A 25,190-nucleotide genomic window follows, 5' to 3' on the forward strand; every position below is an offset into this window, starting at 1 on the left:
TTTCATTAAAATATGCGATAACTTCTGCTTAGAAACAAAAAAGAGCCTCACAACCTTGAATTCCAAGGTCGTGAAGCTCTTTCAACATATGAATTAATGTGCAACAGCATTGTTAAGCATGATCCAGATCGAACCAATTACGATGGTCATCATAATCAGTAATCCGAAAATAAGGGCCATGACATTCCAGCGTGGTTTCTCTGTTTCCCGAATATGCATGAAGAAGAAGAGTTGAACCACAAACTGAAGTGCTGCTGTACCAAGAATCACAATGAGTGTTCCTGTTTTGCCCATCATGTCGTTCAAAACCACCACAAGTGGAATGATTGTCAGTACGACGGACAGAATGAAGCCGATGACATAAGACTTCAGTGAGCCATGTTGTTCATGGCCGTGGGAATCATGTGAGTTGTGCTCTGCCATCTACATCACCCCCATGAGATAGACGATCGACAGGAGGAAGATCCATACGACGTCCAAGAAGTGCCAGTACAAACTGATAACGTTGATTTTACCGCGAGTAACATCAGTAATACCACGTTTTTTCAGTTGGAACATGAGTCCAATCATCCAGATCAGACCAAGCGATACGTGAAGTCCGTGAGTACCCACGAGGGTGAAGAATGCACCAGAAGCAGCACTCGTTGTAAAGCTAAACCCTTCGTGAATCAACTCAATAAACTCATAAACCTCCAGGGCGATAAAGCTTGCACCCAGAACAGCTGTAACAATCAGCCAGTTAATCAATTGTTTCACTTTACCCTGGTTCATTGCCAGAACGGCAAGTCCGCTCGTAAATGAACTTGTGAGCAAGATAAATGTCTCGGCGATAACGCCAGGCATTTTGATCAATTCAGACAAAATCGGTCCGCCCGCCGTATTGTCACGCAACACAATGAAGGTTGCGAACAATACGGAGAACAGGATAACGTCGGAAATCAGGAAGAACCAGAAACCGAGAATTTTCATTTCCTGTGGATCATGATGTCCATGGTCGTGACCATGTGCATGATTCTCACCGTGTTTAGCGGCTGCTTGAGCCATCTATACCGACCCCCTTAACGACGCTTCGGTACGTTTAATTTCGTCGACCGGAATGTAATAATCCGTATCGTATGAGAATGAACGGGCGATCATACAGATCCCTACGCCAGCGAGTCCGAGAATTGCCATCCACAACCATCCGAAGACAAAGCCGAAACCAGCGATGAACCAGAAGACAGACATGATGAACGGAATTCCAGAGTTCTTCGGCATATGAATCGGCTCAAGCGGTTGCTCTGGCGGATAGATGCCTTTGGCACGACGTTCTTTCTCTTCCCACCACTCATCAATATCATCTCCGCGCGGTGTAACGGCGAAGTTGTATTCAGGAGCTGGTGAAGGAATTGACCACTCCAGCGTACGGCCATCCCATGGATCGGCAGGAGCTTTGAGTGATTTGTATTTGCGAATACCGTCTGCAATTTGTGCAACTTGGAACAGGAATCCGACCCCCATCAGGAATGCCCCGATTGTGGATACGAAGTTCAGTTCCCACCAGCCAGTATCCCAGCCGTATGTGCTCAGACGACGTGTCATACCCATCAGACCGACAGCGTACTGCGGCATGAAGCAGACATAGAAACCAATATTCCAAGTCCAGAATGCCCATTTGCCCAGTTTCTCTTCGAGTTGGAAACCGAACATTTTAGGCCACCAGTAGTACAGACCTGCGAAGTATCCGAAGACAACGCCACCGATCAACACCTGGTGGAAGTGGGCAATCAGGAAGTAACTGTTGTGGAACTGGAAGTCAGCAGGAGCAACGGATAACAGAACGCCTGTCATACCCCCAACAATAAAGCACGGGATAAAGGCAAGTGTCCACATCATCGGAGTCGCCATGCGAATCCTTCCTCGATACATGGTAAACAGCCAGTTGAATATCTTAACCCCTGTTGGAATAGCAATCAACATCGTAGTTACGGCGAAGAATGCATTCACGTCTGCTCCAGAACCCATCGTGAAGAAGTGATGCGCCCATGTGAAGAAGGACAGGAAGCTGATGATCAACATTGCGAATACCATCGACTTGTAGCCAAACAGTTTTTTCCGAGAGAAGGTACTTACAATCTCGGAGAACACACCGAATGCCGGCAAGACGACAATGTATACCTCAGGGTGACCCCACATCCAGATCAAGTTGATATACATCATTGGGTTACCGCCCAGATCAAGTGTGAAGAAATGCGCCCCGGCAAACCTGTCGAGGAATAACAATGCAAGTGTCACGGTCAAGATCGGGAAAGCAAACAAGATAATGATACAAGTCGAGAATACCGACCATGTGAACATCGGCATTTTCATCCATCTCATGCCTGGCGCACGCATTTTAATGATGGTAACCAGGAAGTTGATACCGGTAGCCAGGGAACCGATACCCGATATCTGAATACCCCATATATAGAAGTTCTGTCCTACCCCAGGGCTGTGCGACAGCTCCGATAGAGGCGGATAACTCAGCCATCCTGCATCCGGTGAACCTCCGATAACGAATGACAGGTTAAACAGCATTGCTCCCAGGAAGAATAACCAGAAGCTCAGTGCATTCAGGAACGGGAATGCAACGTCCCTTGCTCCGATCTGTAATGGCACGATAACGTTAAATAGACCAAACATAAATGGCATCGCCATGAACAGAATCATGATCGTGCCGTGAGTTGTGAAGACCTGATTATAATGCTCAGGATTCAGAAATTCATTGTTAGGCATAGCTAGCTGAAGGCGCATCATTAGCGCATCCACACCACCACGGAATAACATGATAATGGAAGCGATGATATACATGATACCGATCTTTTTGTGATCGACAGTCGTTAACCAGTTACGCCAGAGCCAGCCCCATTTTTTGAAATAAGTTAGCACCGCTACAATAGTAATCATGGTAATTCCGATAGCTACCATCGCACCATAAATGAGCGGATCACCGGTTACGAAAAACTCCGATGCAAACTCTTTAAGTCCCTCTAACATTGGGGGCCTCCTTTCGAATCTTTAGTTAGCACTCTTGTCCTCGTCTTGATTGGACGTATCCGTTGCATTTTGAATGGCTCCAGAAGCTTCTTTTGAAGTTCCATGCTTACTGTGAGCACTTTGACCATCTACAACATACTTGGTCACAATATTTTGGAACAATCCTTCTGGGAAAGCAGAATAATAAGCAACGTTGCTTGTTCCTGGTTCAGCCAGTGCTTTGTAACCTTCTGTAGTCAACGCTTGAGAACTCTGTTTCACTTCAGCTACCCAATTGTCAAAATCTTCGTCCGAGGTAGCATTCACATCAAAACGCATTTCTCCAAAATGCTCACCTGTGAAGTTAGCGCCTGAACCCCAGTACTTGCCTTCATGATCTGCCTGCAGATACAAGGTCATCGCCATACCCGACATCGTATAAATCTGTCCTCCAAGTTGCGGAATCCAGAATGAGTTCATCGGTGAATCCGCAGTGAGTTCAAATTTCACAGGCCGGTCTGCCGGAATATTCAACGTATTAACCGTTGCAATTCCTTGTTCTGGATACATAAACAGCCATTTCCAGTCCAGTGAAGACACTTGGATGGTAATTGGTGCTTTCTCGTGAGCCAACGGCTTCGAAGGTTCCAGAACATAAGTGTAACGAATCGTTACAATTGCAAGTATCCCAATAATAATAATTGGAATGGTCCACCATACAACCTCCGCTTTGGTGCTATGAGCCCAGTTAGGTTCATATGCTGCTTTGTTGTCCGGTTTCTCACGGTAACGCCATACGATTACGGCAGCCAAAATGAGTACTGGCACAATGATGACAGCACACAAAATTGTCGAGATGACAATCAAATCTCTCTGCGAAGCGCCAATTGGCCCCTTCGGATCCAGAACAACGTACTGTCCGCCTGCCAGCATTGGCCAGACAATCAATGCAATTGTAACCAACGTCAGGACAACCGGAATGATAATCCGGATTAGCGACCTAGGTTTCTTGTTCATTTTGATCCCCTCTCCTTAAATTCGCTCATACTGAAAAATCAGTATACTACTCTCTTCCTACTAAAGATATCAGAAATGAACAACTTTTTTGTTCTTGTTAACAAATTTGTCGATTTTACACCTTAAATGTGTGAATTTTTTCTCACAAATCGCTTGCATGCTTGATATTTGTACTTCGTAATCTTTACACATCAAGTCGCAAAATAAAACCCTTTGCAGTCCCGTTGAACAGTGTCAACGAATCCGCAAAGGGCTTTATTGACTGGATTCCGGGAACTTATCCAGTCTTATTATGAACGAATTAACGCAGGATTATAATCAATCGGCGCCTTCGTCTTCCCGGCGTGTATGAACAAGGCCAATTGCTTTGGCAATAACGTAAATAAATACACTACCTACAAGGAATCCAATACCAACCATCAAGCCAAGATTACGATCATTAAATTCGTTCAGATTGATCAGACACATGATCACCCCAGTAATGAGTGCGACCCATGCCAGAACTGTCATCGTCAAGACGGCGCGCCGCATATTTTTGTCTTTGCGCTCCAATTGGCTAACCATTGCTGTCTTCGATGCCATAGTAAACACTTCCTTTTCCCTTTTTGTAAGTGCTTTCCTTATACCAATATACCACATCAGTATGATTTTTAGTCAACAAATGTTCAAATTTTCTTCGCAATTTGGACACTTTATTTTAAATTTATCCGTTGACAAACCATTATTCATTTCTTCCTTACTTCTTATAACCCAAAAATAGACTCTTCATAACAGGAACTGCACTTGACCTTATGAAACCTTTATGAACTACTCATTCCCAACGGTAAAATACAAAAAAAAGACGGCGCATTGAAATACTCCAATGTTACCGTCTTTTTCATCTTCAATAAGGGAACCATATATAATGAAGACCTGCTTTTCCCTTAATACCTGCCACCCAAACTATTGGGGATTATGTTCGTTCCGTGTCTCCAACCAATTATTCTTGATGACGTTCTGATACCAGTAATAACTCTCCTTTGGTGTTCTCACGAGTGAACGATAGTCCATATGTACAAGACCAAAACGCATCCGGTAGCCTTCTGCCCACTCGAAATTATCCATCAGAGACCATGCCATATACCCTTTCAGGTTAATGCCGTCATTAATGATGCGGTGAATTTGAGCCAAATGCTGCTCATAATATGAAATCCGGCGATCATCGTTAATTTTTCCGTTCTCCAGGTCATCATTGATGCAGGCACCATTCTCTGTGATATATACATCCACATTGCCGTACTTTTGCAAGTAATGCATAAATTCATACAAACCACGTGATTCTACAGGCCAGCCGATATCAGTTTTGGTGAGGCCCATATCAACTTCTTCCGATTGCAGAGCACCTGCCTCCGGATTGAAGCGATTGATCCCCATCGTGTAATAATTAATGCCGAGCAGATCGATCGGTTGCGAGATAATCTCCATATCGCCTTCCTGAATGGGCACGGTAGCCCCCGCTTCTGCAAACCAATCCACCATAAACTGCGGATATGAACCTTTGTAGATTGGATCAAGGAACCAATCGGTATTAAGCGCAATCGATCGGTCACACGCAGCTTGGTCCTCAGGAGATTTGCTGTACGGCTCAGCCCAGCATACGTTCGGAGCAATACCAATCTGACCGGTTGTTCCCAAGCGACGGAAGGATTGAACGGCTTTACCATGAGCGACTAGCAATCCATGAGCAACATTGATTGACGTCTGCAGGTCTTTGTTTCCTGGCGCATGAATCCCGAGAAGGTTTGACAGAAACGCGATGCACCATGGTTCGTTGAATGTCAGCCAGAAGTTGATTTTGCCAGAGAATTCTTTGAAGATCACTTCGGCATATTTCACAAAAGCATCCACAGTTCTGCGGTTGCCCCAGCCCCCGTCATCCTCCAGCGTTTGCGGAAGATCCCAGTGATACAGTGTGAGGAACGGTTCAATTCCAGCCTCGATCAATGCATCCACGAAGCGGTGGTAAAAGTCCAGTCCTTCCCGATTGATCTCCCCATCTCCGTCAGGAATAATACGCGGCCAGGCAATGGAGAACCTGTATGTATTAATCCCGAGTTTCTTCATCAGTTCGATGTCTTCCTCATACCGATGGTAACTATCACACGCTACATCTCCATTATCTCCGTTATATACTTTGCCAGGGGTGCGCGCGAACGTATCCCAGATGGATACCCCGCGTCCACCTTCCTGTGCCGCTCCTTCTATTTGATAGGAAGCTGTTGCTGTACCCCAGCGAAAATCTTGTGGAAATTTAAAAATGGTCATGGTTGGCTCCTCCGTCTCATGATGACACGCGGATCGTCTGTCCTGCGGTCATGGTTAAAATAATTACATAATCGCCCTGAGGCGTAAGCTCTGCCTTGGCTTGTTCATTTCCTTCTACACGCAGCGGATAAGCACTGCGAATGGTCAGCGAGTCACTTCGATCTGCCTTAATAACCGCTGACACAAGCTTGTTGTCCGTCCACGTTATTGCTACCGTGTAACCACCTCTTGCACGAAGCCCTTCAACACGACCTTGAGTCCAAAGTTCAGGAAGTGCAGGCAGTAAATGTAACTCGTTCAAGTGGCTCTGCACTAACATCTCTGCGATTCCAGCCGTGCCTCCAAAATTACCATCGATCTGGAATGGTGGATGGTCATCAAACAGATTTGGATGTGTGGACCGCGCCAGCAACGTGCGGACAAACTGATGTGCCTGGCTGCTATCCAGCAGTCGTGCATACAGGTTGATCAACCACGCACAGCTCCATCCTGTATGCCCGCCCCCTTGTGAAATACGACGTTCAAGCGATACCCTTGCAGCTTCCACAAGTTCTGGTGTGTGCACTCGATTGATCTGCTCTCCCGGATACAGTCCATACAGATGGGAGACGTGACGATGCCCTGGTTCAGATTCAGCAAAATCTTTAAACCACTCCAGCAATTGTCCTTCGCTTCCAATTCGGAATGGATAGAGTTTCTCAAGAGCCTCAACCCACTCGCTCGCCAATGAATCATCTAGATTCAATTGCTTCGCGGCCTCAATACAGTGGCTGAACAGTTCACGAATTAACGTCATATCCATCGTTGAAGCCATGGATATACTGCGTGCCTCCCCAGCATCTGTGAGAAACTTGTTCTCTGGTGAAGTGGATGGAATCGTAACCAGATAACCATCGGGCCCTTCCACCAGCCAATCGAGACAGAACAAGGCGGCCTCTTTCATGATGGGATACGCACGTTCCTCAAGAAAACGCTGATCCCCGGTAAATTGGTAATGCTCCCATAGATGCGAGGTCAACCAGACGCCGCCCATCGGCCAGAAAGCCCAGCTTGCATCTCCACCTGTCGGTGTAGAGGTTCTCCAGATATCCACGTTATGATGGGCAGTCCATCCACGGGCTCCATACAGAATCCGCGCCGTTCTTCGTCCTGTATCACTGAGATCGGTCAGCATATCAAACAGCGGCTCATGACATTCACTGAGATTGCAGACTTCTGCTGGCCAGTAATTCATTTCCGTGTTGATATTGATTGTGTAATCACTATGCCATGGCGGCTCTACCTGATGGTTCCAGATTCCCTGCAGATTGGCAGGCTGGCTGCCCGGACGTGAACTAGCCATTAACAGATATCTTCCATATTGAAAATACAGTGCCTCCAGTCCAGGGTCTTGTTGCCCTGCCTGATAAGCCTGCAACCGCTCATCTGTAGGTAATTCGGCGTTAGCCGATACCCCTAGATCAATAGAGACTCTGTTAAACAACGCGCTATGATCCTGAATATGTCGTTTACGAAGCGCTTCTGCGCCATGTGTGGTCGCTTTGGAGATCATCTCCTTGCATTCCTCTTCCAATACAAGATGATCCTTCACAGGCAAAACATCATAACTTTCAAAGGACGTAGCTGCTGCCAGATAAAACACAACCTGATCAGCACCCTGAATATGTAACTTGCCTTCCAGATTGGAGACCTTCACCTGATCGCCAGATGCCGTAAATGCTACACGGACAGCATAAGCTGTTCCCCGATCCTCTTCATAGAGGACGGATTCCGGGTGATCTCTGAAGTAATTGGACTCCACATGACTTGGGCACCGACTGAACATGGTTAGAGCATCTCCCGAAGTCTCAACGCGATAAGGATGGGGACTGTCTAGCGTAACACTTACACTCACAGCGCCCTTCTGATCAGCAGTTAATGTGCAGACCATTAGATCATCCAAAGCGCTGGAATACACTTCACGTACGTATTGAGTTCCTTCCAATGAGTAGGTTGTGGTTGCAATACCCGATTCCAGATCAAGCTCCCGTTCAAATGCATTATATGAAAGATCATCCAGACCCTCATGGTGCAATAGAAAATGACCCATCGGCTGGTAGGCCTCTACATCACGACCCAGCATTTCACGGTTCAACAAATCCTCAGCTTCACCATACTGCCCAGACATGATCAGCTCTCGCGTCTGCTTCAAATACCGTTGACTGCTGTATTGAATCGTATCCCGTGGAAACCCTGACCATAATGTATCTTCATTGAACTGAATTCGTTCATCTGCTGCGCCACCGTACACCATGCCTCCAAGACGGCCGTTTCCGATGGGCAATGCTTCTTCCCAGCGTTTTGCCGGTTGTCGATACCATAGACGATTGATTTTAGTTTGGTTATTGTGTTGGGACATGAATAGCTCCTGTTCCTAAATCAGCTTTATATTTCTTATGTCATAAAACGTTTTCGGTAAGTGCTTACAATAATAAAATTATATGTGATTTCAAAATTTGCGTCAATGCAAATCATCACATCATTACACAAAAAAAGGCCCCATATAGGGCCCTTTCCTTGTGTAACCATGGATCACAGACAATCCATATTATTTTACGTCTTTTCCTGTCCACAGAGAGACACGTTCCTTAACCCAAACCGTAAATTGTTTCTCCATTTCAACTGCACCCGCTTTGTCCAAATCAGCCAGTAAAGCATCATAGGTTGCATCAAAGTTTGCTGGTGTAGTCAGAACAGCTTCCGGAATCCGTTTACGGATGATATCCTGCGTTTTCTGGAACGTTACCTCATAGTCTGTACCGGAAGGTACGGACATGTTATACGCTGCGCCCCAATCCTTAACTGGCAGATCTTCTTCAGCCGGATAGAACTCTTTCCAAGTCGTGATACCGTAAGCTTTCAGCGTTTCTTTCTCTGCAGCCGTGTAACCAGCTACAATTTGCTCAGGGAAGTTCGTTGTGTAGTAGTTATCGGTAGAATCTTTTACACCATCACCGTATCTTGCGCTAAATATGTTATACATCCCAATTCCTGTTTCCTTACTGAAATTGGAGTTGTCATTCGTTTTGCGATCCTGAACGTCATCTGGAATCACTCGTTTACCATCTTCTACATTGTAATGTTCGCCTTCGATACCCCAGTTTCTCAGAACTTGTCCTTCATCGGAAGCAAGCCAATCCATGAATTTGATGATGCGTACTGGATCTTTGGCCGAAGTTGTAATCCCGATGCCATAACCGTCAAATCCGGCTGGTTGGAACGTGTGATCCACAATCTCATCGTTAAGTGATACAGAGAAGTGAGCGTATGTGGCATCATCCTTACCCGATGATTTAAGCGCGTTCTCCGCTTCTTGATAGTTCCACTCTTGGTCAATCAGACCGAGGACACGGCCACTGGCAATTTTGGACTTGTATTGGTCATCCTTTTGAACAAAGGCATCTTTGTCCAGTAGGCCTTCATTGTACATTTTGTTCAACCAGCGGAAATATTCTCTTTCCTCTGGACGTTTGTAGTGCAATTTTGCTTCATATGTTTCAGGATCAATGTAATATTCACCATCATCCGGTGCACCTGTTGCCTGGAAGGCCGGGTTTGTTACCGTGATCATGATCTTCCAGTCATCTGCATTCAATGTTAATGGAATGGTTGGTTGACCATCAATGGTTGGATGTTTTTCATAATAGGCTCTGAGTACATTCTCGTAATCCTCAAGTGTCTTCACTTCAGGGTATCCAAGCTCTTTCAATACTCTTTGCTGAATTTCAAATCCACCTGTAGCGTCAAACGTAACATTATCAACGCCCATATTGGTTGGAATGGTATAGATCGCTTGATCTTCCAAACTGTATTTCAAACGGTTCATCTGTTCCCCATAGATTTTTTTCAGATTGGGAGCATGCTCTTCAATCAGATCCGTGAGATCCAGCATCGCGCCTGCATCCACAAGTTTGGATAGGTTACCTTTAGGGTAGATCATATCAGGAAAGTCACCACTGGCAGCCATCAGTGCAATCTTCTGGTTACCACCATCGTTTACATCATACTCTGCTTCAATGGTAACGCCTGTTTGCTCCGTAATCTTTTTACCAACAGCATCTTGCATCTTGTTCCAGGTTGGACTAGCATCCGCCCCGAAGAATGTAACTGTGATCGGTTCGGTTCCGCTGGACTCTGAAGTCTCTTTGGTTCCCGAATTCCCGCAACCAGCTGTAACCAACATTGCACTTGCGAGCATCAGCATTGCAAACGTCTTGGGTGTATTGCCTTTCATTTTGCCTCTCATTGTCTAGTTCCCCCTATTATTTATGAAGGTTTTATCTGTATAACAGGCTTTATGCCTGAGGATACCACTTTTTTTGAATGCGCTTTCGGTATCGTTTATTCCGACATATTTACTGAAGCTGACGTTTAGATTCTGCAAAAAGAAAGATTCTTCTTCTAACAAACGTAAAACGTTTTCGTAAATGGAATAAACCGCTTACTGAAAGTGCTTACATGATAGATTATAGGCTATCCATCACCTCACGTCAACAATAAAAAAAGCCCTTTCTCAAGGGCTCTTTTTGCTATGAAAATCCTTAACTTTAATGCTTGGTTTTCAAGCTTATTTCACATCTTTTCCAGTCCAGAGAGCTACACGTTCTTTGATCCAAACCGTGTATTGTTTCTCCATCTCCACTGCACCCGCTTTGTCGAGTTCAGCCAGAAGACTATCATATACGCTGTCGAAGTTCTCAGGTTTGGCAAGGATCGCCTCTGGAATACGTTTACGTACGATATCCTGTGTTTTCTGGAACGTTACGTTGTAATCCGTGTCAGATGGTACAGGCATGTTGTATGCTGCGCCCCAATCTTTCAGCTTCAGATCATCTTCGGAAGGATAGAAATCTTTCCATGTTGTAATACCATAGGCTTTCAACGTTTCCTTCTCAGCGGCAGTGTAACCTGCTTGGATCTGTTCAGGGAAATTCGTTGTGTAATAATTATCTGTGGCATCTTTCACACCATCACCGTATCTGGCGCTAAATACGTTATACATGCCTATGCCTGATTCTTTGGTAAAAGCAGAGTTATCATTGGTTTTGCGATCTTGTACGTCATCCGGAATGATGCGTTTACCATTCTCTACTTGGTAATGTTGGCCTTCAACACCCCAGTTTCTCAGGACCTGACCTTCCTCGGAAGCAAGCCAATCCATGAATTTGATAATACGTACCGGATCTTTGGCCGAAGTTGTGATTCCGATACCATAACCGTCAAAGCCTGTCGGTTGGAACGTATGATCCACAATATCCTTGTTCAGGGATACGGAGAAGTGGGCATATGTTTTATCGCCACCGTTAGATGATTTCAAAGCATTCTCCGCCTCACCATAGTTCCACTCCTGGTCGATTAGACCAAGTACACGGCCACTGGCAATTTTGGATTTGTATTGGTCATCCTTTTGAACAAATGTATCTTTGTCAAGCAGACCCTCATTGTACATTTTGTTCAACCAACGGAAATATTCCTTTTCTTCAGGGCGTTTGTAGTGTAGAACGGCTTCATAGGTCTCAGGATTAATATAATACTCACCGTCATCCGGTCCACCTGTAGCTTGGAATGCAGGGTTCGTTACCGTAATCATAATTTTCCAGTCATCTGCATTCAATGTTAACGGAATAGTCGGTTGACCATCAATCGTTGGATGTTTTTCATAATACGTTCTCAGTACGTTCTCGTAGTCCTCAAGCGTTTTTACTTCAGGGTAGCCAAGCTCTTTCAACACTCTTTGTTGAATTTCGAATCCGCCCGTAGCGTCAAATGAAACGTTATCTACACCCATATTGGTCGGGATCGTGTAAATAGCTTGATCTTCCAAACTGTATTTCAGACGGTTCATCTGATCACCATAGATTTTTTTCAAGTTGGGAGCATGCTCCTCAATTAGATCGGTCAGGTCCAGCATCGCGCCTGCATCCACAAGCTTAGACAAGTTGCCTTTAGGATAGATAATATCAGGGTAATCACCACTGGCAGCCATCAAAGGAATCTTTTGGTCACCACCATTATTCACATCATACTCAGCTTCGATTGTAACTCCCGTTGCCTTAGTAATCTCTTGACCGACAGCATCCTTCATGTTATTCCAGTTCGGACTCGCGTCTGCACCGAAGAATGTAAAGGTCACTGGACTGGTTGTATCTCCGGAATCAACCGGTTTCTCTGAAGCGTTAGTTCCTCCTCCACTGCCGCTGCATCCTGCTGTAATTGCAAGAGCACTGGCTAACAGAAGCATTGCGAATGTTTTTGGTGTTTTGCCCTTCATGTGTAATCCCCCTTATGGATATTAATGAAGCTGTATATTTGTATAACAGGCTGACCTGCACATACCGTGACCAGATGAAAAAAATGTAAATTTCTTGTTTTTATAACATTAGAAGCGTTTTCTGAAAAACAAAAAATGTTCTTCTCTTGCTTTACTTCCTCTTCATTCTGCAAATGTTTACTTTGAGATTCAGGTGTATGACACGTGTTGTACAAGCAAATGTAAGTGCTTTCATACTTGAATAATAATCGCTCCTATATCCCTTGTCAATAGTGAATTCATAAAATTGAAAACGTTTTTTAGAAAACGTTTTAGGTAGTAAAAGAACCCAGATATTCTGGGTCCTTTTTGTTTTAGATCTGAATTGCTAAACGTTTATTTAGCCTCTTCACCGCTCCACAATTGAACACGGTTTTGAACGAGTTCTGTATACTGTTTCTCCATATCCTCTGCTCCTGCTTGGTTCACTTCTGCAATCATGCCGTCATAGATCGCATCGAACTGTTCAGGAGTACTCAGAATGGCTTCCGGGATACGTTTCCGAATGATATCCTGTGTTTTCTTGAAGATGACGTTGTAGTTGGAGTCACCTGGTGTTGGCAGATTGTATGCTGCTCCCCATGGTTTGATTGGGAACTCATCTTCACTCGGGAACAGATCTTTCCACGTCGTAGCACCGTAAGCTTTGAGTGTTTCTTTCTCTGCATCGGAATATGCTGCCACGATCTGTTCAGGGAAATTCGTAGTGTAGTAGTTATCCGTTGAATCCTTCACACCGTCTCCATAGTGACCGGACATATTGGTGTACAATCCAATACCCGTTTCTTTCTGGAATACGGCTGCATTATTGGTTTTCTGATCCAGAATGTCGGCAGGAATGACACGTTTGCCGTCCTTCACTTCATACTGTTTGCCCTCAATTCCCCAATTCATCAGCACTTGCCCTTCTTCAGAAGCCAGGTAATCGAAGAATTTGATCGTACGAACCGGGTCAGGATTTGATGTTGTAATCCCTACACCCCAGCCCGATACAAAACCAGGGTCTTGGTAGGCATGATCCTTGATATCCTCGGACAGGGTTACTGGAAAGTGTGAATACGTTGCTTCAGTCTTACCAGCGGATTTCAATGCATTTTCTGCATCGGAGTAACCCCAATCCTGGTCAATGACACCCAGAACACGTCCACTTGCAATTTTGGATTTGTATTGGTCTGTTTTCTGGATAAAGCTGTCCTGATCCAGCAATCCAGTGTTGTACATATGGTTCAACCAGCGGAAGTACTCTTTTTCCTCTGGGCGTTTGTAATGGAGACTTGCTTCATACGTCTCTGGATCGATGTAGTATTCACCGTCATCCGGAGCTCCTGTTGCCTGAAAGGCCGGGTTCGTTACGGTAATCATGATTCTCCAATCATCCGCGTCCAGTGTTAACGGGATCGTTGGCTGACCATCAATTGTTGGGTGTTTCTCTTTGTACGCCTTCAATACATTCTCGTAATCCTCAAGTGTACGCACTTCCGGGTATCCGAGTTCTTTTAGTACACGGTGCTGAATGCCAAATCCACCACCTGCATCAAAGTACTTCTGGTCTACCGCATAATACGTTGGCAGCACATAAATAGCCTGATCTTCATTACTGTATTTCAACCGGTCCATGTAATTACCATACAGCTTCTTCAGATTGGGAGCATATTGGTCGATCAGATCTGTCAGATCGAGCATTGCTCCGGCATCCACCAGTTTGCTGAGTTCTCCTTTGGGGGAGACAATATCCGGATAGTCTCCGCTCGCCGCCATTAAGGATATTTTATCTTGACCACCACTAACGGCAAATTCACCGTTAAGGGTTATCCCTGTTTTTTCCGTAAGGACCTTACCTACTTCATCCTTCATGCCATTCCAGTTCGGACTGGGGTCAACGCTGAAGAAATCAAAAGTAAGTGGAGTTGTCTCTGCGCTTGTATCCTTGAACGACGTATCACTGCCGCTTCCTCCACCGCAACCTGCGAGTAAAGACATTGCAAGCACTGGTGCCAGTGCAATCTTCATTTTGGAACTTGCCATAATGGTAATCCTCCCTGTTTCATATGTCTGTTTGTCCGGGACTTTTTTGTCCCTGTCTATAGCTTCATGAATACCACACCGCAGCCCTATACGGTGAAGCGCAGACCAAATGGCTGCGCTTCGGGTATCCTGATGCTTCATTTGTAGATGTACGGCCGCTCTATGTGGCAGCCTGTACCCAATTGTTTAACCTTTTACTGCGCCCAGTGTCATACCGCCAACAAAGTACTTCTGAAGGAATGGATATACAATGAGGATTGGAACCGTTACAACGATCGTAATCGCCATTTTGATCGATTCCGGTGAAATCTGTGTCATTTGCTGCGCCATATCATTGGCATTTCGTCCAGCACCTGAGCCCTGCTGTGTACTTTGCAATACTTTCATCAGCTCATATTGGAGCGTGGTCAAATGTGCCTTTGAACCATTATACAGGTACGTATCGAACCACGCGTTCCATTGACCTACAGCCAGGAACAATGCGATGGTAGCAAGCACTGGTTTACACAGTGGCAAGATAATTCTGTAATAGATTGTAAAGTCATTCGCTCCGTCCAGCTTCGCGGATTCCTGCAATGAGTATGGCAGGCCATCAATGAATGAACGGATGATGAACACGTTAAATGCACTGATCATGCCAGGTAGTACATATACCCAGAATGTACCGATTAGGTTCAAGTCACGCATCAGAATGTACACCGGAATCAGACCACCGGAGAAATACATCGTGAGCGCGAGCGTTGTGGAAACAAATTTTCTAAGTCCAAAATCAGGTCTGCTCAGTGTAAAAGCGATCATGGATGAACTGATCAATCCGAGCACGGTACCTACAAGTGTACGCAGAATGGAGATCTGCAAACCTTGTAACAATCCATCATATTGGAAAATCGTTTTGTAGTTCTGTAATGTGAATTCGCGAGGCCACAAGTAAATTCCGCCACGTACTGTATCTGTCGAGTTATTGAGTGAGATGGCTAGTACGTTAAGGAATGGATAAAGTGTTACAACCAGCACCATGGTCATCGCGAGGATGTTGAATATATCGAACAGTTTATCGCCCCGAGTAGCATTGAATGCTTTGTTCGCCATAATGTCGTCCCCTCCCTACATGATGCTTTCTTTTGTGAATTTTTTGAACAAGCCGTTCGCAGTAAACAGAAGGATGATACTGACAACGGAGTTGAATATACCTATGGCTGTACCATACGAGAATCGTCCCATATTCAAACCATAATTGAGCGCGTATAGATCAAGTACTTCCGAGTAGTCTGTGACCAGACTGTTGCCAAGCAAGAACTGCTTCTCGAAACCGATACTGATAAGATGTCCAATTGACATGATGAAAAGTACGGAAATCGTGGTCCGTATGCCAGGCAGCGTAATATGCCACATCTGTCTCCAGCGGTTGGCTCCATCTACACGGGAAGCTTCATACAGCTCATTGTCGATACCTGTAATCGCCGCCAGATAGATGATGGCATTCCAACCGGTTTCCTTCCACATATCTGAAGCGGTTACAATGTACCAGAACAAGTTCCCCTTGGCCATGAATTGGATCGGCTGATCGATAATGTTCAGTCCTACCAATAGATCATTGATAATCCCTCCATCGGTGGAGAGCATCTTCGTAATGATCCCGGCTACAACAACCCAGGATACAAAGTGAGGCAGATATGATACCGTTTGCACGGCACGTTTGAAGAACATGCCTCTCATTTCATTCAGGAGAATAGCGAAGAATATCGGTACGATAAAACCGACAACTAGTCCCATCAAGCTCATTGCAAGCGTATTACGAAGTACCAGATAGAAACGATCATCACTGAACAGCTCTACAAAGTGTTTAAAACCAACCCACTCTTGATCACCAAACGATCTGGCAGGTTTATAATTTTGGAAAGCCATCGTCCATCCCCATAGTGGCAGATAGTTAAATACGAAAACCCAAGCTACGAATGGCAATGACATGAGATAGAGATATTTCTGCTGTTTCATTCTGTCCCAAATTCCGTTCCGCCGATTCTTTAAAGGCGGTTTGGGGTCACTGCTTCTGTTCGCGGAAGCGGATTTTTTTGTTAGCGTTTCCATCTCCGTTCCCCCTCCTCTGTTTTATAAAATAATCATACTCGATAGAGCGTTTTCAAAATACCATCTGGATTTTAGAGAAAATCATATAAAAATTAGATATAGACATATATAATCAGACATTAATTCGTTAAAATCAGTGATAAATTCTACTTTTAAATGATATTAAAGTAATATTAAGGTTAAACACTATCTAAAATGGTAAATTTCGAAAACGTTTTATAGTAATCGTTTACTTTGACCACATGGCATACAAAAAGGACCCTTTCGGGTCCCTCTGATTACAATGTAAACTGAATGGTTTGCAGTTTAACGATGCCGAGTAATTGCGCTACGGATATGGAGGTTGCTGGACGGAATTGATCTCCATTCAAATACGCAAGTATCTCCTGAAATAAGTAGGCGGCTTCCGGACGCTTCATTAAAGCCAGGTCAGCAAACGGAAGTGAGGATATCAAAATCTTGCCCTTTCCTACTTTTGCCTCAAAGGCATAAGCGAGTCGTTTGGCCCGATGGAAATGGTCCACCACTTCGATCAGCGGTTCCACCCCGGGCAACGTATCCAAACATATCGCTGGTGTCCCGTTCACCAAGTGATACCAATGCCAGTCCGAAGCTCCATCATGCGGGAAGGAGCCTAGTAGTGCTAGCTGTTTTCTCAAATACATGCCCATCGTTGCACCAGGCTGTGTAGCAAACATCAGGTAATTCCAGAATACAGGCAGATACTTGGTCTCCACTGAATCATATAACCCTTCTGCGGTTGGCTGTAGCCAAATACTCCCCCCGTTGACCACATAATCAACGACATTGGGTGTTAACGACTGAACGATAACCAAGTCAATCTCCCGATTTTTCAACAACTGAAATCCATCGATGCGATCTACGCAATCATCATGCGCTTCACCCAGGAATGGCTTCAACTCTGCCAAGGTATTCCAGAACCGATTCGAACCCGGATGAGACTGATAAAAAGGAAACGACCAGCCATGCCATACATTCGCTACAGTTCTGTCCAAATCGCCTGATATCAACTCCGCTTCGATCCGAAAAGCTGCTGCTCCTTCATGAGGAGCGGTAGCGACGATGCTTCCCAGTGACATGACCGACCCACATTGGATATCTCCGGTCTTCCATGCCCCTTCAGTAAATATCATATCATCGCTTATTAACTTCCACTGAATGACTGCTTCATCAAGCGGCTCCTTACCGTAGTGAGAGATGCGTACATCGACATGAATAGGTTCTCCGGCGTAAAATGTACGCTCCTTGCAGCTTAACAATAGCACCACGTCTGCGTTGAAACGCATGAATTCTTCTGGAGTTGTAACGCCTTTGTCATCCCAAAATACATCCAGAATGCCCGTCGTAGCATGTCCCTGCCCTGGAAAATCACGAATGTCCAGAAGCTGTACGCCCGCAGCGTCCGGTGTTCGCCGAATCCGCTCCATGGCTTCTTTTAAGGAACGTACCAGATGGGTACCACTGACCTGTTGAAAATGCTCCAGGTCCTCCATCATGCCTTTGTTTGTTAACGATTCTTCGATCGGTCGTAACCAACTAGGACGCAATACGCCAGTATACTTGGCTCGCTCTTGGGGCCGCACATACATGGTGTACTGTGCATGTTCGTGTCCAATGACGGGATGCTCCGCAAGGCGGGTGACTGCATGATAATCCAGTGTGGTATCCGGTACAGCAGAATATGCGGATTCCAACGGGGGATGCCAGTTCAACGATTGAATATAATAATCACCTTCCCGCCCATGCGCCGGAAGCTGTCCAAAACCTGTATTGTCCGTATATAAGCGGGTCGGGTCCATATCCCTTGCTCTAGATACCCATGCATTGAGTTCAGGGTGGCCATTCGGACCAATGAGTTCATTCCCCATGGAGAACATGACAAATGAAGGATGTCTATGCAGCGACTGAAGCAACCCGTCCAGTTCTTGTGTCAGATAGGACAATACTTCAGCTGGCGCAGACTGATTCGATTGCTCAAAGAAACGAGACCAATGTGGAAGTTCTGCCTGCACCAGCATGCCAGCTTCATCAGCCGCGTCCCAGAAAGGCTCAGGCGCGCTCCACCCATGCAGACGGACGTGGTTGAAGCCGTATGTTCTGGCGATTCGAAACTGCTGAAGATAATGTTCCTTATCCCACACAGGATAACCTGTCAGTGGAAAGATACAACAATCGACGTACCCGCGCAGATACACCGGTGTTCCATTCAATTCAAGCTGCTTCCCGTTTGTTGCAAAGGACCGAACACCAAATGATTGCTCCAGCCGATCCAATTCCTGCTCACCGTCATGCAGACGGATCACTGCCTTGTATAATTCGGGGGATTCATCCGACCATCTTGCAATAGATTTCCCTGTACCAAGTTCCAATCGCCACTGATCTATTACAGCGTTGATTTCAGTTAAACCTGCTGAGCTTATATCCACATGTGATGGATCACTCAGATTCACATTACAACTATATCGATCAAGCCATTTGCCATCCGGATGCTGGATATCCACATGTAATTGCATCGGTCTAGCGGATTCTTTTGCGGGAGCGCTTACAGTACAATCAACGAGAATGGTTCCATTCTCAGCATCTGGTTGAATACGTAACGTCTGTAATCGGCATGGGGGCAGACTGTCCAAATAAACACCACCTGTGATTCCACCCCAGGCTGTGGCCGTATGCAATGAATGAATATGGCTACCCGCCAGCGGAAGTTTCATCGTATTATCCACGCGGATCTCCACCCGATTCACTTCTCCCTGCTTCACCAGAGAGGTAACATCCCACTTCTGTTGATTCACCAGACTATCCTGCTGCCCGGCATACTGTCCATTGATCCAGAGATTCGTTGTCCATCGGACACCTTCCAATCTGAATACATAGTGGCATCCGGGATCGTCTGATGGAACATGAACATCCTGAGCATACCAGGCTGAGCCTTCATACTCGCGTACCTTGGTCCAGGTATCAAGCCTTTCGTATTCAGGCTCATCTCCGTATCCTTGCTCTTCCCATGAACCGGGAATCTGAATGGTCTCCCATGATGTATTTTCACACTGTGAAGGCGGTAATATCTCTTGCTCAACGAGTTTATCGGACTCCAGATCCAAACAAAACTGCCATTTTCCATTTAAGTTCAATGTATGACGTACAGCGCCTATATCAGACAAATTCATATCGTATAGCCATCCCTTCATCTGGATTCTTGTAAATCCAGTCTAAAATGTGAAACACTCCGTGACCATTGCTTATCATGGGAAGTGCATGGACAATATGATGAATCTGGAAATTTCTCAGCAATACCGAAAACGTTTTACACAATAGACAGGGGCAAAGCCCAGCACTCTATACTTATTCCTCGTTTATATCCTTAGCCGTTCCTTTAATTGATGATTGGGTTCTGGCCTGTTTGTAAGCGGAAGGGGATTCCCCTACATACTTCTTGAACTTACCGTGAAAATAGTCCACATTAGCATATCCCACTCTCGCCGCGACCTGATGGACCTTCAGTCCTTCGTCCAGCAATTCTTTGGCCTTTTCCATACGAACCTTGTCCAGAAATGCATTGAAATACTCTCCAGTATGATTCTTGAACAACTTACCCAGGTAACTGCTGTTATAGTTAAACACTTCTGCCAGTACTTCAAGCTTGAGATTCTCGCCAGGGTTACGCTGGATAAATTCAATCATCTGTTTCAATACAGTATCCTTGCTTCCCCCACCCATACGTTGAATAAGTCGATTCAAATGTTCCGATGCCATGACTTTGAGATCAGACATCGTAAATTGATGATAGACTTCATTAATCAGAACCGAATGTTCTTGCATAATGGAGTGCATATGTTGATTCGTCGCTGCAAGCTTGTTGAACGCCAGGGAAAATACCTGTGAGAACGCCGTCTTGATCGCTTGCTCTGTTCGGTGATATGGAACCAGGCGCTCTTCCATCTCACCCAGCACCCGCATAACGGACTCACTACTGCGGATGTCTAACGCATAATACAGCTTGTCCGCGAGTTCGTCTTCAACTGGCTCATGTGTTCCGTCCACAGCTTCAACTGCCGGCTTAACAACGCCTTTGCCTTCGCTACCTTCAGTCCACAGCATGATGCGCTTCTCCGTGAACAAGAAGCGTTCACCAAGTGTACGATTCGCCTGCGTGTATGACCGCGCAATTTCAGAAGTGGAGTGTACGGGTTCACCCACAGCACCATACATGTGGACCTCCCATTCTCCCAGAAGCCCTTCCAGCTCATCATAAAGAATTCTTGCAGATGACTCAGATGTGATTGTTTCCTTGCTTAACAACCCCAGACCGGAATGGAACGAGAATACGATACCTCGGTCTTTATGGTCAAATGCTTCAATCAGTTTGCGTTTCATAACACTTCCCCGTTGCAGGTCGGGGGCCGCATGCATCTCAAGCAGAATAATCTGATAGTGAGGCCAGTGCAGCCCCAGGCTGTCTTCTTCCATGCTGCCCGCACCTTCCAAACTGTCAAAGAGCAAAGCCTCAATCTGGTGCTCCAGATAGACAGTATCTTCACCAGCTTGACGTGCCATTGTCTCCTGTTCACGGGTCAGGATCGTAGCAATCCGCTCCAGTTCACTAATCATCTCATCTTCATCCACCGGTTTGAGCAGATAACCGTCCACACCAAAACTGATGGCTTTTTTGGCATAATCAAAATCGGCATAACCGCTCAATATCAAAAAGTGCGAATCCGGATGATTCCGGCGCACTTCTTCAATCACATCCAGCCCGGTCATACCGGGCATGCGAATATCAATAATCGTCAGATCAGGCTCCAATTCCTCAAACCGGGAGATGGCCTCACGCCCGCTGGCAGCTGTAGCGATGACCTGGAATCCGTATTTTTCCCACTCGATAATGGTTGTCAGTCCCTCACGTATGCTCGGTTCGTCATCCACCAAAAACACTTTATACATGTTGGTCCCCTCCTGCTGGCAAAGTGAAAGAAACCTCTGTTCCTTCCCCATATACACTCGTAATCTGTAATCCATATGGCTCCCCGTACGTCAATGTTAAACGTTGGTGTACATTACGCATGCCGATCCGACTCTTCTCCTGTTCCTCCGGACCACAGATAAACTGCATCACCTCAGCCAGTCGTTCTGGCGTTATGCCTGCACCATTGTCATCCACACGGATCTGCACAATGTTCTCTACTAAACGAATACTTATATGAACACGGACTGTACCCTCTTTGTTCTCCAGACCATGGACAATCGCATTCTCAACCAAGGGTTGAATAATCAAAGGCGGAATGTACATCTTCTCCACCTCGGGATCGATATGGATCTGGAATGCAAGGCGGTCGCCGTAACGAAATTTCTGAATTTCCAAATAGGAACGTACCATTTCAAGTTCAGCCTGGAAGGTTGTTTTTCCACTGCCAATCTCCAGACTCTTGCGCATCAGCTTGCCCAACAGCCTGACGATGTTGGCAATCTCTGCTTCTCCCTTAATATGCGCTTTCATCCGAATGGACTCCAGTGCATTAAACAAGAAATGGGGATTGATCTGACTCGCCATCATTTTCAGTTTAATCTCTTTTTGGGCGATTTCCAATTGATTGTTCTGTTCGGTCGCTTCTACCACCTGCGTCATGAGTTCATTGATACTTTTCACCATATAGTTGAACTGTCGTGACAGTTGTCCAATCTCATCGTTTCCATCAATCCGTGAAGTCACGTTCAGGTCTCCTAATGCCAGCTTGTTGAGGTGTTTACTCAGCCGGAGCAATCGGTTCGAAGTGAGGAACGAGATGATATATACGAATAGTAGGGCAATGACCAGCACCAGTATAATAAAAATCATGCCGATCAAGCTGACCGTGTTGGCGTCCTTGACTATATTTTTGGTGGCAAAAACCGAAATCACCTTCAGGCTGTTCATACTCGATCCAGGGCCTAACTCATCAATAACAATATTAGATGGTTCCCCCCGGAAATCACCTTCTATGGTGCCTTTCGCCTGATTCTGCAGATCAACGCCAAAATCAAGCTCATCCAGCGTTTTACCCACCAGCTCAGTATTCTTGGCTGCAACCACATACCCCTGCTCGTCCGTAATCATCGTCTCGAACTGTTCCTGACGCAACAATCCATTCAGCTCATCCTGATTGATCACAATCATCAACACACCCTCTGTCCGATACTCGGCAAAAGGTACTTTGCGCACCAGGCTGAGCTTGTGTACAGGATTATCTTCCTTGTCCGGAATGTAGAACCACCCGATGCTGGTTGTTTTCAGTGCCTGTTGGTACCAATAACTCTCTTCAGTCTGCTTGTCTACCGGGATGAATTCGAGGTTGTTGATCAATGTTGGGTTAGTTGAGTAAAAACGAATGCCGGCTATCTCACGGTACAAACGCCTGTACTCCTGAAAGTCTTTGTATGCAAGATACGCTGAGGTTAGCTCCACAACGCTCTTGTACCGCTTATTCACAATCTCCTTGAGATCCGCATTAAACATTAAAAGATTGGATATATCGGTGGGTACACGCAGCATGGTTGCCGTCTGGCTCTTGATCTTGTCCACATTGATGATCGTCTGTCCTATTGCATTGTCCAGGGCTTGCTGGCGAAAATAACTGGTCACAGCAAGACCCACAATCAGGACCGGAATCATGACAACCAGTACATAAGAAATGAGCAATTTATGCTTTAATTTGAGATTATTAGTGGTTCGTATCAGCCTTTTCAACATGTCTGCACCTTCCGTCATCTGTATAAGCGCTTACATATAAACAGCAGGATCAGGATGTTCTGTCCTTAGAATTAATCATACCACATAACCGTCAGAATTCGGATTGTCATTGCAATGGGTACTATACTGCCATGCAACAAATCAGCCTAACCTCTAACAAAAGAGGCACTCCCACGATTGGAAGTGCCTGCTTAGTATAGAATCTGTTCGTTTGTTATTAAGGACGAGGTGTACTTACCCCATTGAGGATCAGTTTAGGATGAATATCGGCGTTCAGCGAAGCGGAAACTGCACAATATTTTTCCTCAGCCATCTGGATGGCTTTCCAAATGCGATAATCCGGGATATCCCCATCGACTTTGAAGATCAGATCAATGGATGTGAAGCCTTTGGGCATCTCTTCACTGCGTGTGCCCTGCGCTTCAATCTCAATCGATTCAATTTTGTCCAGAAAAGCGTCCAGAATCATCGTAATATCGATTCCCATACAGCCCCCGAGACCCGCCAGTAACAATTCCATCGGGGTCGCCCCCTTGCTGTCACCACCATAAGCAGCAGTGGCATCCATGCCAACAGCGTAGCCAGAGGGTCCTTCGGAAGTAAACGCGCGTTTGCCTTTCCATACAGTTGTTACATTCATGATGTTATCCTTCTTTCTCAGAATAGGTTAATTTCAAGCGAAAAAGGTTTGCACTTGCCACTCCGATGACAGAATAACCTTCCGATCGCTGTTATCCCCAGATTTTTTGATTCCCTTCTTCAAGGGGAAAATCAGGGGATAAAGGCGCACGCTCCGCTTCTTCAGGTTTCTTCTGTCCTCTCCGTTCTTGTGCAAAAAGTTTAGTTGAACTGATATCGTTAACGACCTTAAATACCCGCTCCGGGTACGTTCGTTCTTCCGATCGCTGTTATCTTCATCAAAATTCAGTAATCTGTTGCAAGAAACGACGGGTGCGCTCTTGCTTCGGCTGTTCGAAAAAGGCCTGTGGACTTGCCTCTTCCACAATCGATCCATCCGCCATAAAGACGATTTTGTTCGCCACATTACGGGCAAACTTCAATTCATGCGTCACAACCAGCATCGTCATGCCTTCCTCTGCCAGCTCCTTCATGACGGAAAGCACTTCTCCGACCAGTTCAGGATCAAGAGCTGAAGTGGGCTCATCAAACAACATCACTTCCGGCTCCATTGCAAGTGCACGTGCAATGGCGACCCGCTGCTGTTGTCCACCGGACAATCGGGATGGATACGCATCCTGCTTGTCCGACAAGCCGACCCGATCCAGAAGAATCCGGCCGCGTTCAGCCGCTTCGTCCCGCTTGATTTTTTTCACCGTAACAAGACCTTCCATCACATTACCCAGCACTGTCTTGTGCGGATACAGATTGAATTGCTGGAATACCATGCCGGTCTGGCGACGAATCTCCAGTACCCGGGCACGCTGGACTCGCAGCGGATCTGCACTGTTAACCACAATGCCGTTCACTTCAATCTGTCCTCCAGACAACTCTTCCAGCCCATTCAGACAGCGCAGCAAGGTACTTTTGCCTGAACCACTGGGGCCGAGCAATACAACAATATCTTTGGCATCGACATGAAGATCGATGTTCGTAAGTACTTCATTTTTCTGAAAACGTTTGGTAAGTCCAGTTGTTGTAATCATCGGT

At 45.7% G+C, this 25,190-nt stretch carries 17 protein-coding genes; all 17 read right to left on the reverse strand.

The window, feature by feature from the left end; genetic code table 11:
• Positions 1 to 93 precede the first annotated feature (93 nt).
• The 17 genes from cyoD to MHB85_RS26785 all read right to left on the reverse strand — a co-directional run bounded on the left by cyoD (position 94) and on the right by MHB85_RS26785 (position 25,186).
• On the reverse strand, positions 94 to 423 hold the full coding sequence (cyoD, locus tag MHB85_RS26705; protein WP_091019256.1) for a cytochrome o ubiquinol oxidase subunit IV: 330 nt from the start codon (positions 421 to 423) through the stop codon (positions 94 to 96).
• Complete coding sequence (gene cyoC / locus MHB85_RS26710) at positions 424 to 1,044, reverse strand: cytochrome o ubiquinol oxidase subunit III (protein WP_091019254.1); 621 nt, start codon at positions 1,042 to 1,044, stop codon at positions 424 to 426.
• Positions 1,045 to 3,015, reverse strand: a complete 1,971-nt coding sequence (locus tag MHB85_RS26715) for a cbb3-type cytochrome c oxidase subunit I (protein WP_076212762.1) — start codon at positions 3,013 to 3,015, stop codon at positions 1,045 to 1,047.
• A 21-nt stretch (positions 3,016 to 3,036) separates the two neighbouring features.
• A complete protein-coding gene (cyoA, locus tag MHB85_RS26720; RefSeq protein ID WP_036606906.1) occupies positions 3,037 to 4,011 on the reverse strand; it encodes a ubiquinol oxidase subunit II in 975 nt (324 codons plus the stop codon).
• Between the two features lie 318 nt (positions 4,012 to 4,329).
• Complete coding sequence (locus MHB85_RS26725; RefSeq protein ID WP_036606904.1) at positions 4,330 to 4,593, reverse strand: hypothetical protein; 264 nt, start codon at positions 4,591 to 4,593, stop codon at positions 4,330 to 4,332.
• Between the two features lie 360 nt (positions 4,594 to 4,953).
• Entirely contained in the window at positions 4,954 to 6,315 is a 1,362-nt protein-coding gene (locus tag MHB85_RS26730) for a GH1 family beta-glucosidase (RefSeq protein WP_091038517.1), read from the reverse strand.
• A 16-nt stretch (positions 6,316 to 6,331) separates the two neighbouring features.
• The gene (locus MHB85_RS26735; RefSeq protein ID WP_341073969.1) at positions 6,332 to 8,713 is read right to left on the reverse strand and encodes a glycoside hydrolase family 95 protein; all 2,382 of its coding nucleotides are present in this window, start codon (positions 8,711 to 8,713) and stop codon (positions 6,332 to 6,334) included.
• Between the two features lie 189 nt (positions 8,714 to 8,902).
• Positions 8,903 to 10,600 carry an ABC transporter substrate-binding protein gene (locus tag MHB85_RS26740; protein WP_373419888.1) on the reverse strand — a complete coding sequence of 566 codons (1,698 nt, stop codon included), beginning with the start codon at positions 10,598 to 10,600 and terminating at the stop codon, positions 8,903 to 8,905.
• Positions 10,601 to 10,921: 321 nt separating this feature from the next.
• Positions 10,922 to 12,625, reverse strand: coding sequence for an ABC transporter substrate-binding protein (locus tag MHB85_RS26745; protein ID WP_192135771.1), 1,704 nt, complete (start codon positions 12,623 to 12,625; stop codon positions 10,922 to 10,924).
• Positions 12,626 to 13,000: 375 nt separating this feature from the next.
• Entirely contained in the window at positions 13,001 to 14,689 is a 1,689-nt protein-coding gene (locus MHB85_RS26750) for an ABC transporter substrate-binding protein (protein ID WP_074096481.1), read from the reverse strand.
• Positions 14,690 to 14,875: 186 nt separating this feature from the next.
• Positions 14,876 to 15,778, reverse strand: coding sequence for a carbohydrate ABC transporter permease (locus MHB85_RS26755; RefSeq protein WP_036606894.1), 903 nt, complete (start codon positions 15,776 to 15,778; stop codon positions 14,876 to 14,878).
• A gap of 15 nt (positions 15,779 to 15,793) precedes the next feature.
• The gene (locus tag MHB85_RS26760) at positions 15,794 to 16,777 is read right to left on the reverse strand and encodes an ABC transporter permease (RefSeq protein WP_036606891.1); all 984 of its coding nucleotides are present in this window, start codon (positions 16,775 to 16,777) and stop codon (positions 15,794 to 15,796) included.
• Positions 16,778 to 17,055: 278 nt separating this feature from the next.
• Positions 17,056 to 19,965 (reverse strand): glycoside hydrolase family 2 protein, encoded by a 2,910-nt coding sequence (locus MHB85_RS26765; protein ID WP_341073970.1) that lies wholly within the window; start codon positions 19,963 to 19,965, stop codon positions 17,056 to 17,058.
• A 175-nt stretch (positions 19,966 to 20,140) separates the two neighbouring features.
• On the reverse strand, positions 20,141 to 21,739 hold the full coding sequence (locus tag MHB85_RS26770) for a response regulator transcription factor (protein WP_341073971.1): 1,599 nt from the start codon (positions 21,737 to 21,739) through the stop codon (positions 20,141 to 20,143).
• Positions 21,732 to 23,522, reverse strand: coding sequence for a sensor histidine kinase (locus MHB85_RS26775; protein ID WP_192135763.1), 1,791 nt, complete (start codon positions 23,520 to 23,522; stop codon positions 21,732 to 21,734). The genes MHB85_RS26770 and MHB85_RS26775 overlap by 8 nt, the downstream gene beginning before the upstream one ends.
• Positions 23,523 to 23,739: 217 nt before the next feature.
• Complete coding sequence (locus MHB85_RS26780; RefSeq protein ID WP_017692209.1) at positions 23,740 to 24,162, reverse strand: OsmC family protein; 423 nt, start codon at positions 24,160 to 24,162, stop codon at positions 23,740 to 23,742.
• 277 nt (positions 24,163 to 24,439) lie between these two features.
• Positions 24,440 to 25,186 carry an amino acid ABC transporter ATP-binding protein gene (locus MHB85_RS26785; protein WP_047841601.1) on the reverse strand — a complete coding sequence of 249 codons (747 nt, stop codon included), beginning with the start codon at positions 25,184 to 25,186 and terminating at the stop codon, positions 24,440 to 24,442.
• Positions 25,187 to 25,190 lie beyond the last annotated feature (4 nt).

The sequence above is a fragment of the Paenibacillus sp. FSL K6-4396 genome (assembly GCF_038002525.1).
In the GTDB taxonomy this organism is placed as follows: Bacteria; Bacillota; Bacilli; order Paenibacillales; family Paenibacillaceae; genus Paenibacillus; species Paenibacillus amylolyticus_B.

Excerpts from the sequence above, each read along its gene's own strand:
- cyoD (WP_091019256.1), bottom strand. The coding sequence starts at position 423 with ATGGCAGAGCACAACTCACATGATTCCCACGGCCATGAACAACATGGC.
- cyoC (WP_091019254.1), bottom strand. The coding sequence starts at position 1,044 with ATGGCTCAAGCAGCCGCTAAACACGGTGAGAATCATGCACATGGTCAC.
- MHB85_RS26715 (WP_076212762.1), bottom strand. The coding sequence starts at position 3,015 with ATGTTAGAGGGACTTAAAGAGTTTGCATCGGAGTTTTTCGTAACCGGT.
- cyoA (WP_036606906.1), bottom strand. The coding sequence starts at position 4,011 with ATGAACAAGAAACCTAGGTCGCTAATCCGGATTATCATTCCGGTTGTC.
- MHB85_RS26725 (WP_036606904.1), bottom strand. The coding sequence starts at position 4,593 with ATGGCATCGAAGACAGCAATGGTTAGCCAATTGGAGCGCAAAGACAAA.
- MHB85_RS26730 (WP_091038517.1), bottom strand. The coding sequence starts at position 6,315 with ATGACCATTTTTAAATTTCCACAAGATTTTCGCTGGGGTACAGCAACA.
- MHB85_RS26735 (WP_341073969.1), bottom strand. The coding sequence starts at position 8,713 with ATGTCCCAACACAATAACCAAACTAAAATCAATCGTCTATGGTATCGA.
- MHB85_RS26740 (WP_373419888.1), bottom strand. The coding sequence starts at position 10,600 with ATGAGAGGCAAAATGAAAGGCAATACACCCAAGACGTTTGCAATGCTG.
- MHB85_RS26745 (WP_192135771.1), bottom strand. The coding sequence starts at position 12,625 with ATGAAGGGCAAAACACCAAAAACATTCGCAATGCTTCTGTTAGCCAGT.
- MHB85_RS26750 (WP_074096481.1), bottom strand. The coding sequence starts at position 14,689 with ATGGCAAGTTCCAAAATGAAGATTGCACTGGCACCAGTGCTTGCAATG.
- MHB85_RS26755 (WP_036606894.1), bottom strand. The coding sequence starts at position 15,778 with ATGGCGAACAAAGCATTCAATGCTACTCGGGGCGATAAACTGTTCGAT.
- MHB85_RS26760 (WP_036606891.1), bottom strand. The coding sequence starts at position 16,777 with ATGGAAACGCTAACAAAAAAATCCGCTTCCGCGAACAGAAGCAGTGAC.
- MHB85_RS26765 (WP_341073970.1), bottom strand. The coding sequence starts at position 19,965 with ATGAATTTGTCTGATATAGGCGCTGTACGTCATACATTGAACTTAAAT.
- MHB85_RS26770 (WP_341073971.1), bottom strand. The coding sequence starts at position 21,739 with ATGTATAAAGTGTTTTTGGTGGATGACGAACCGAGCATACGTGAGGGA.
- MHB85_RS26775 (WP_192135763.1), bottom strand. The coding sequence starts at position 23,522 with ATGTTGAAAAGGCTGATACGAACCACTAATAATCTCAAATTAAAGCAT.
- MHB85_RS26780 (WP_017692209.1), bottom strand. The coding sequence starts at position 24,162 with ATGAATGTAACAACTGTATGGAAAGGCAAACGCGCGTTTACTTCCGAA.
- MHB85_RS26785 (WP_047841601.1), bottom strand. The coding sequence starts at position 25,186 with ATGATTACAACAACTGGACTTACCAAACGTTTTCAGAAAAATGAAGTA.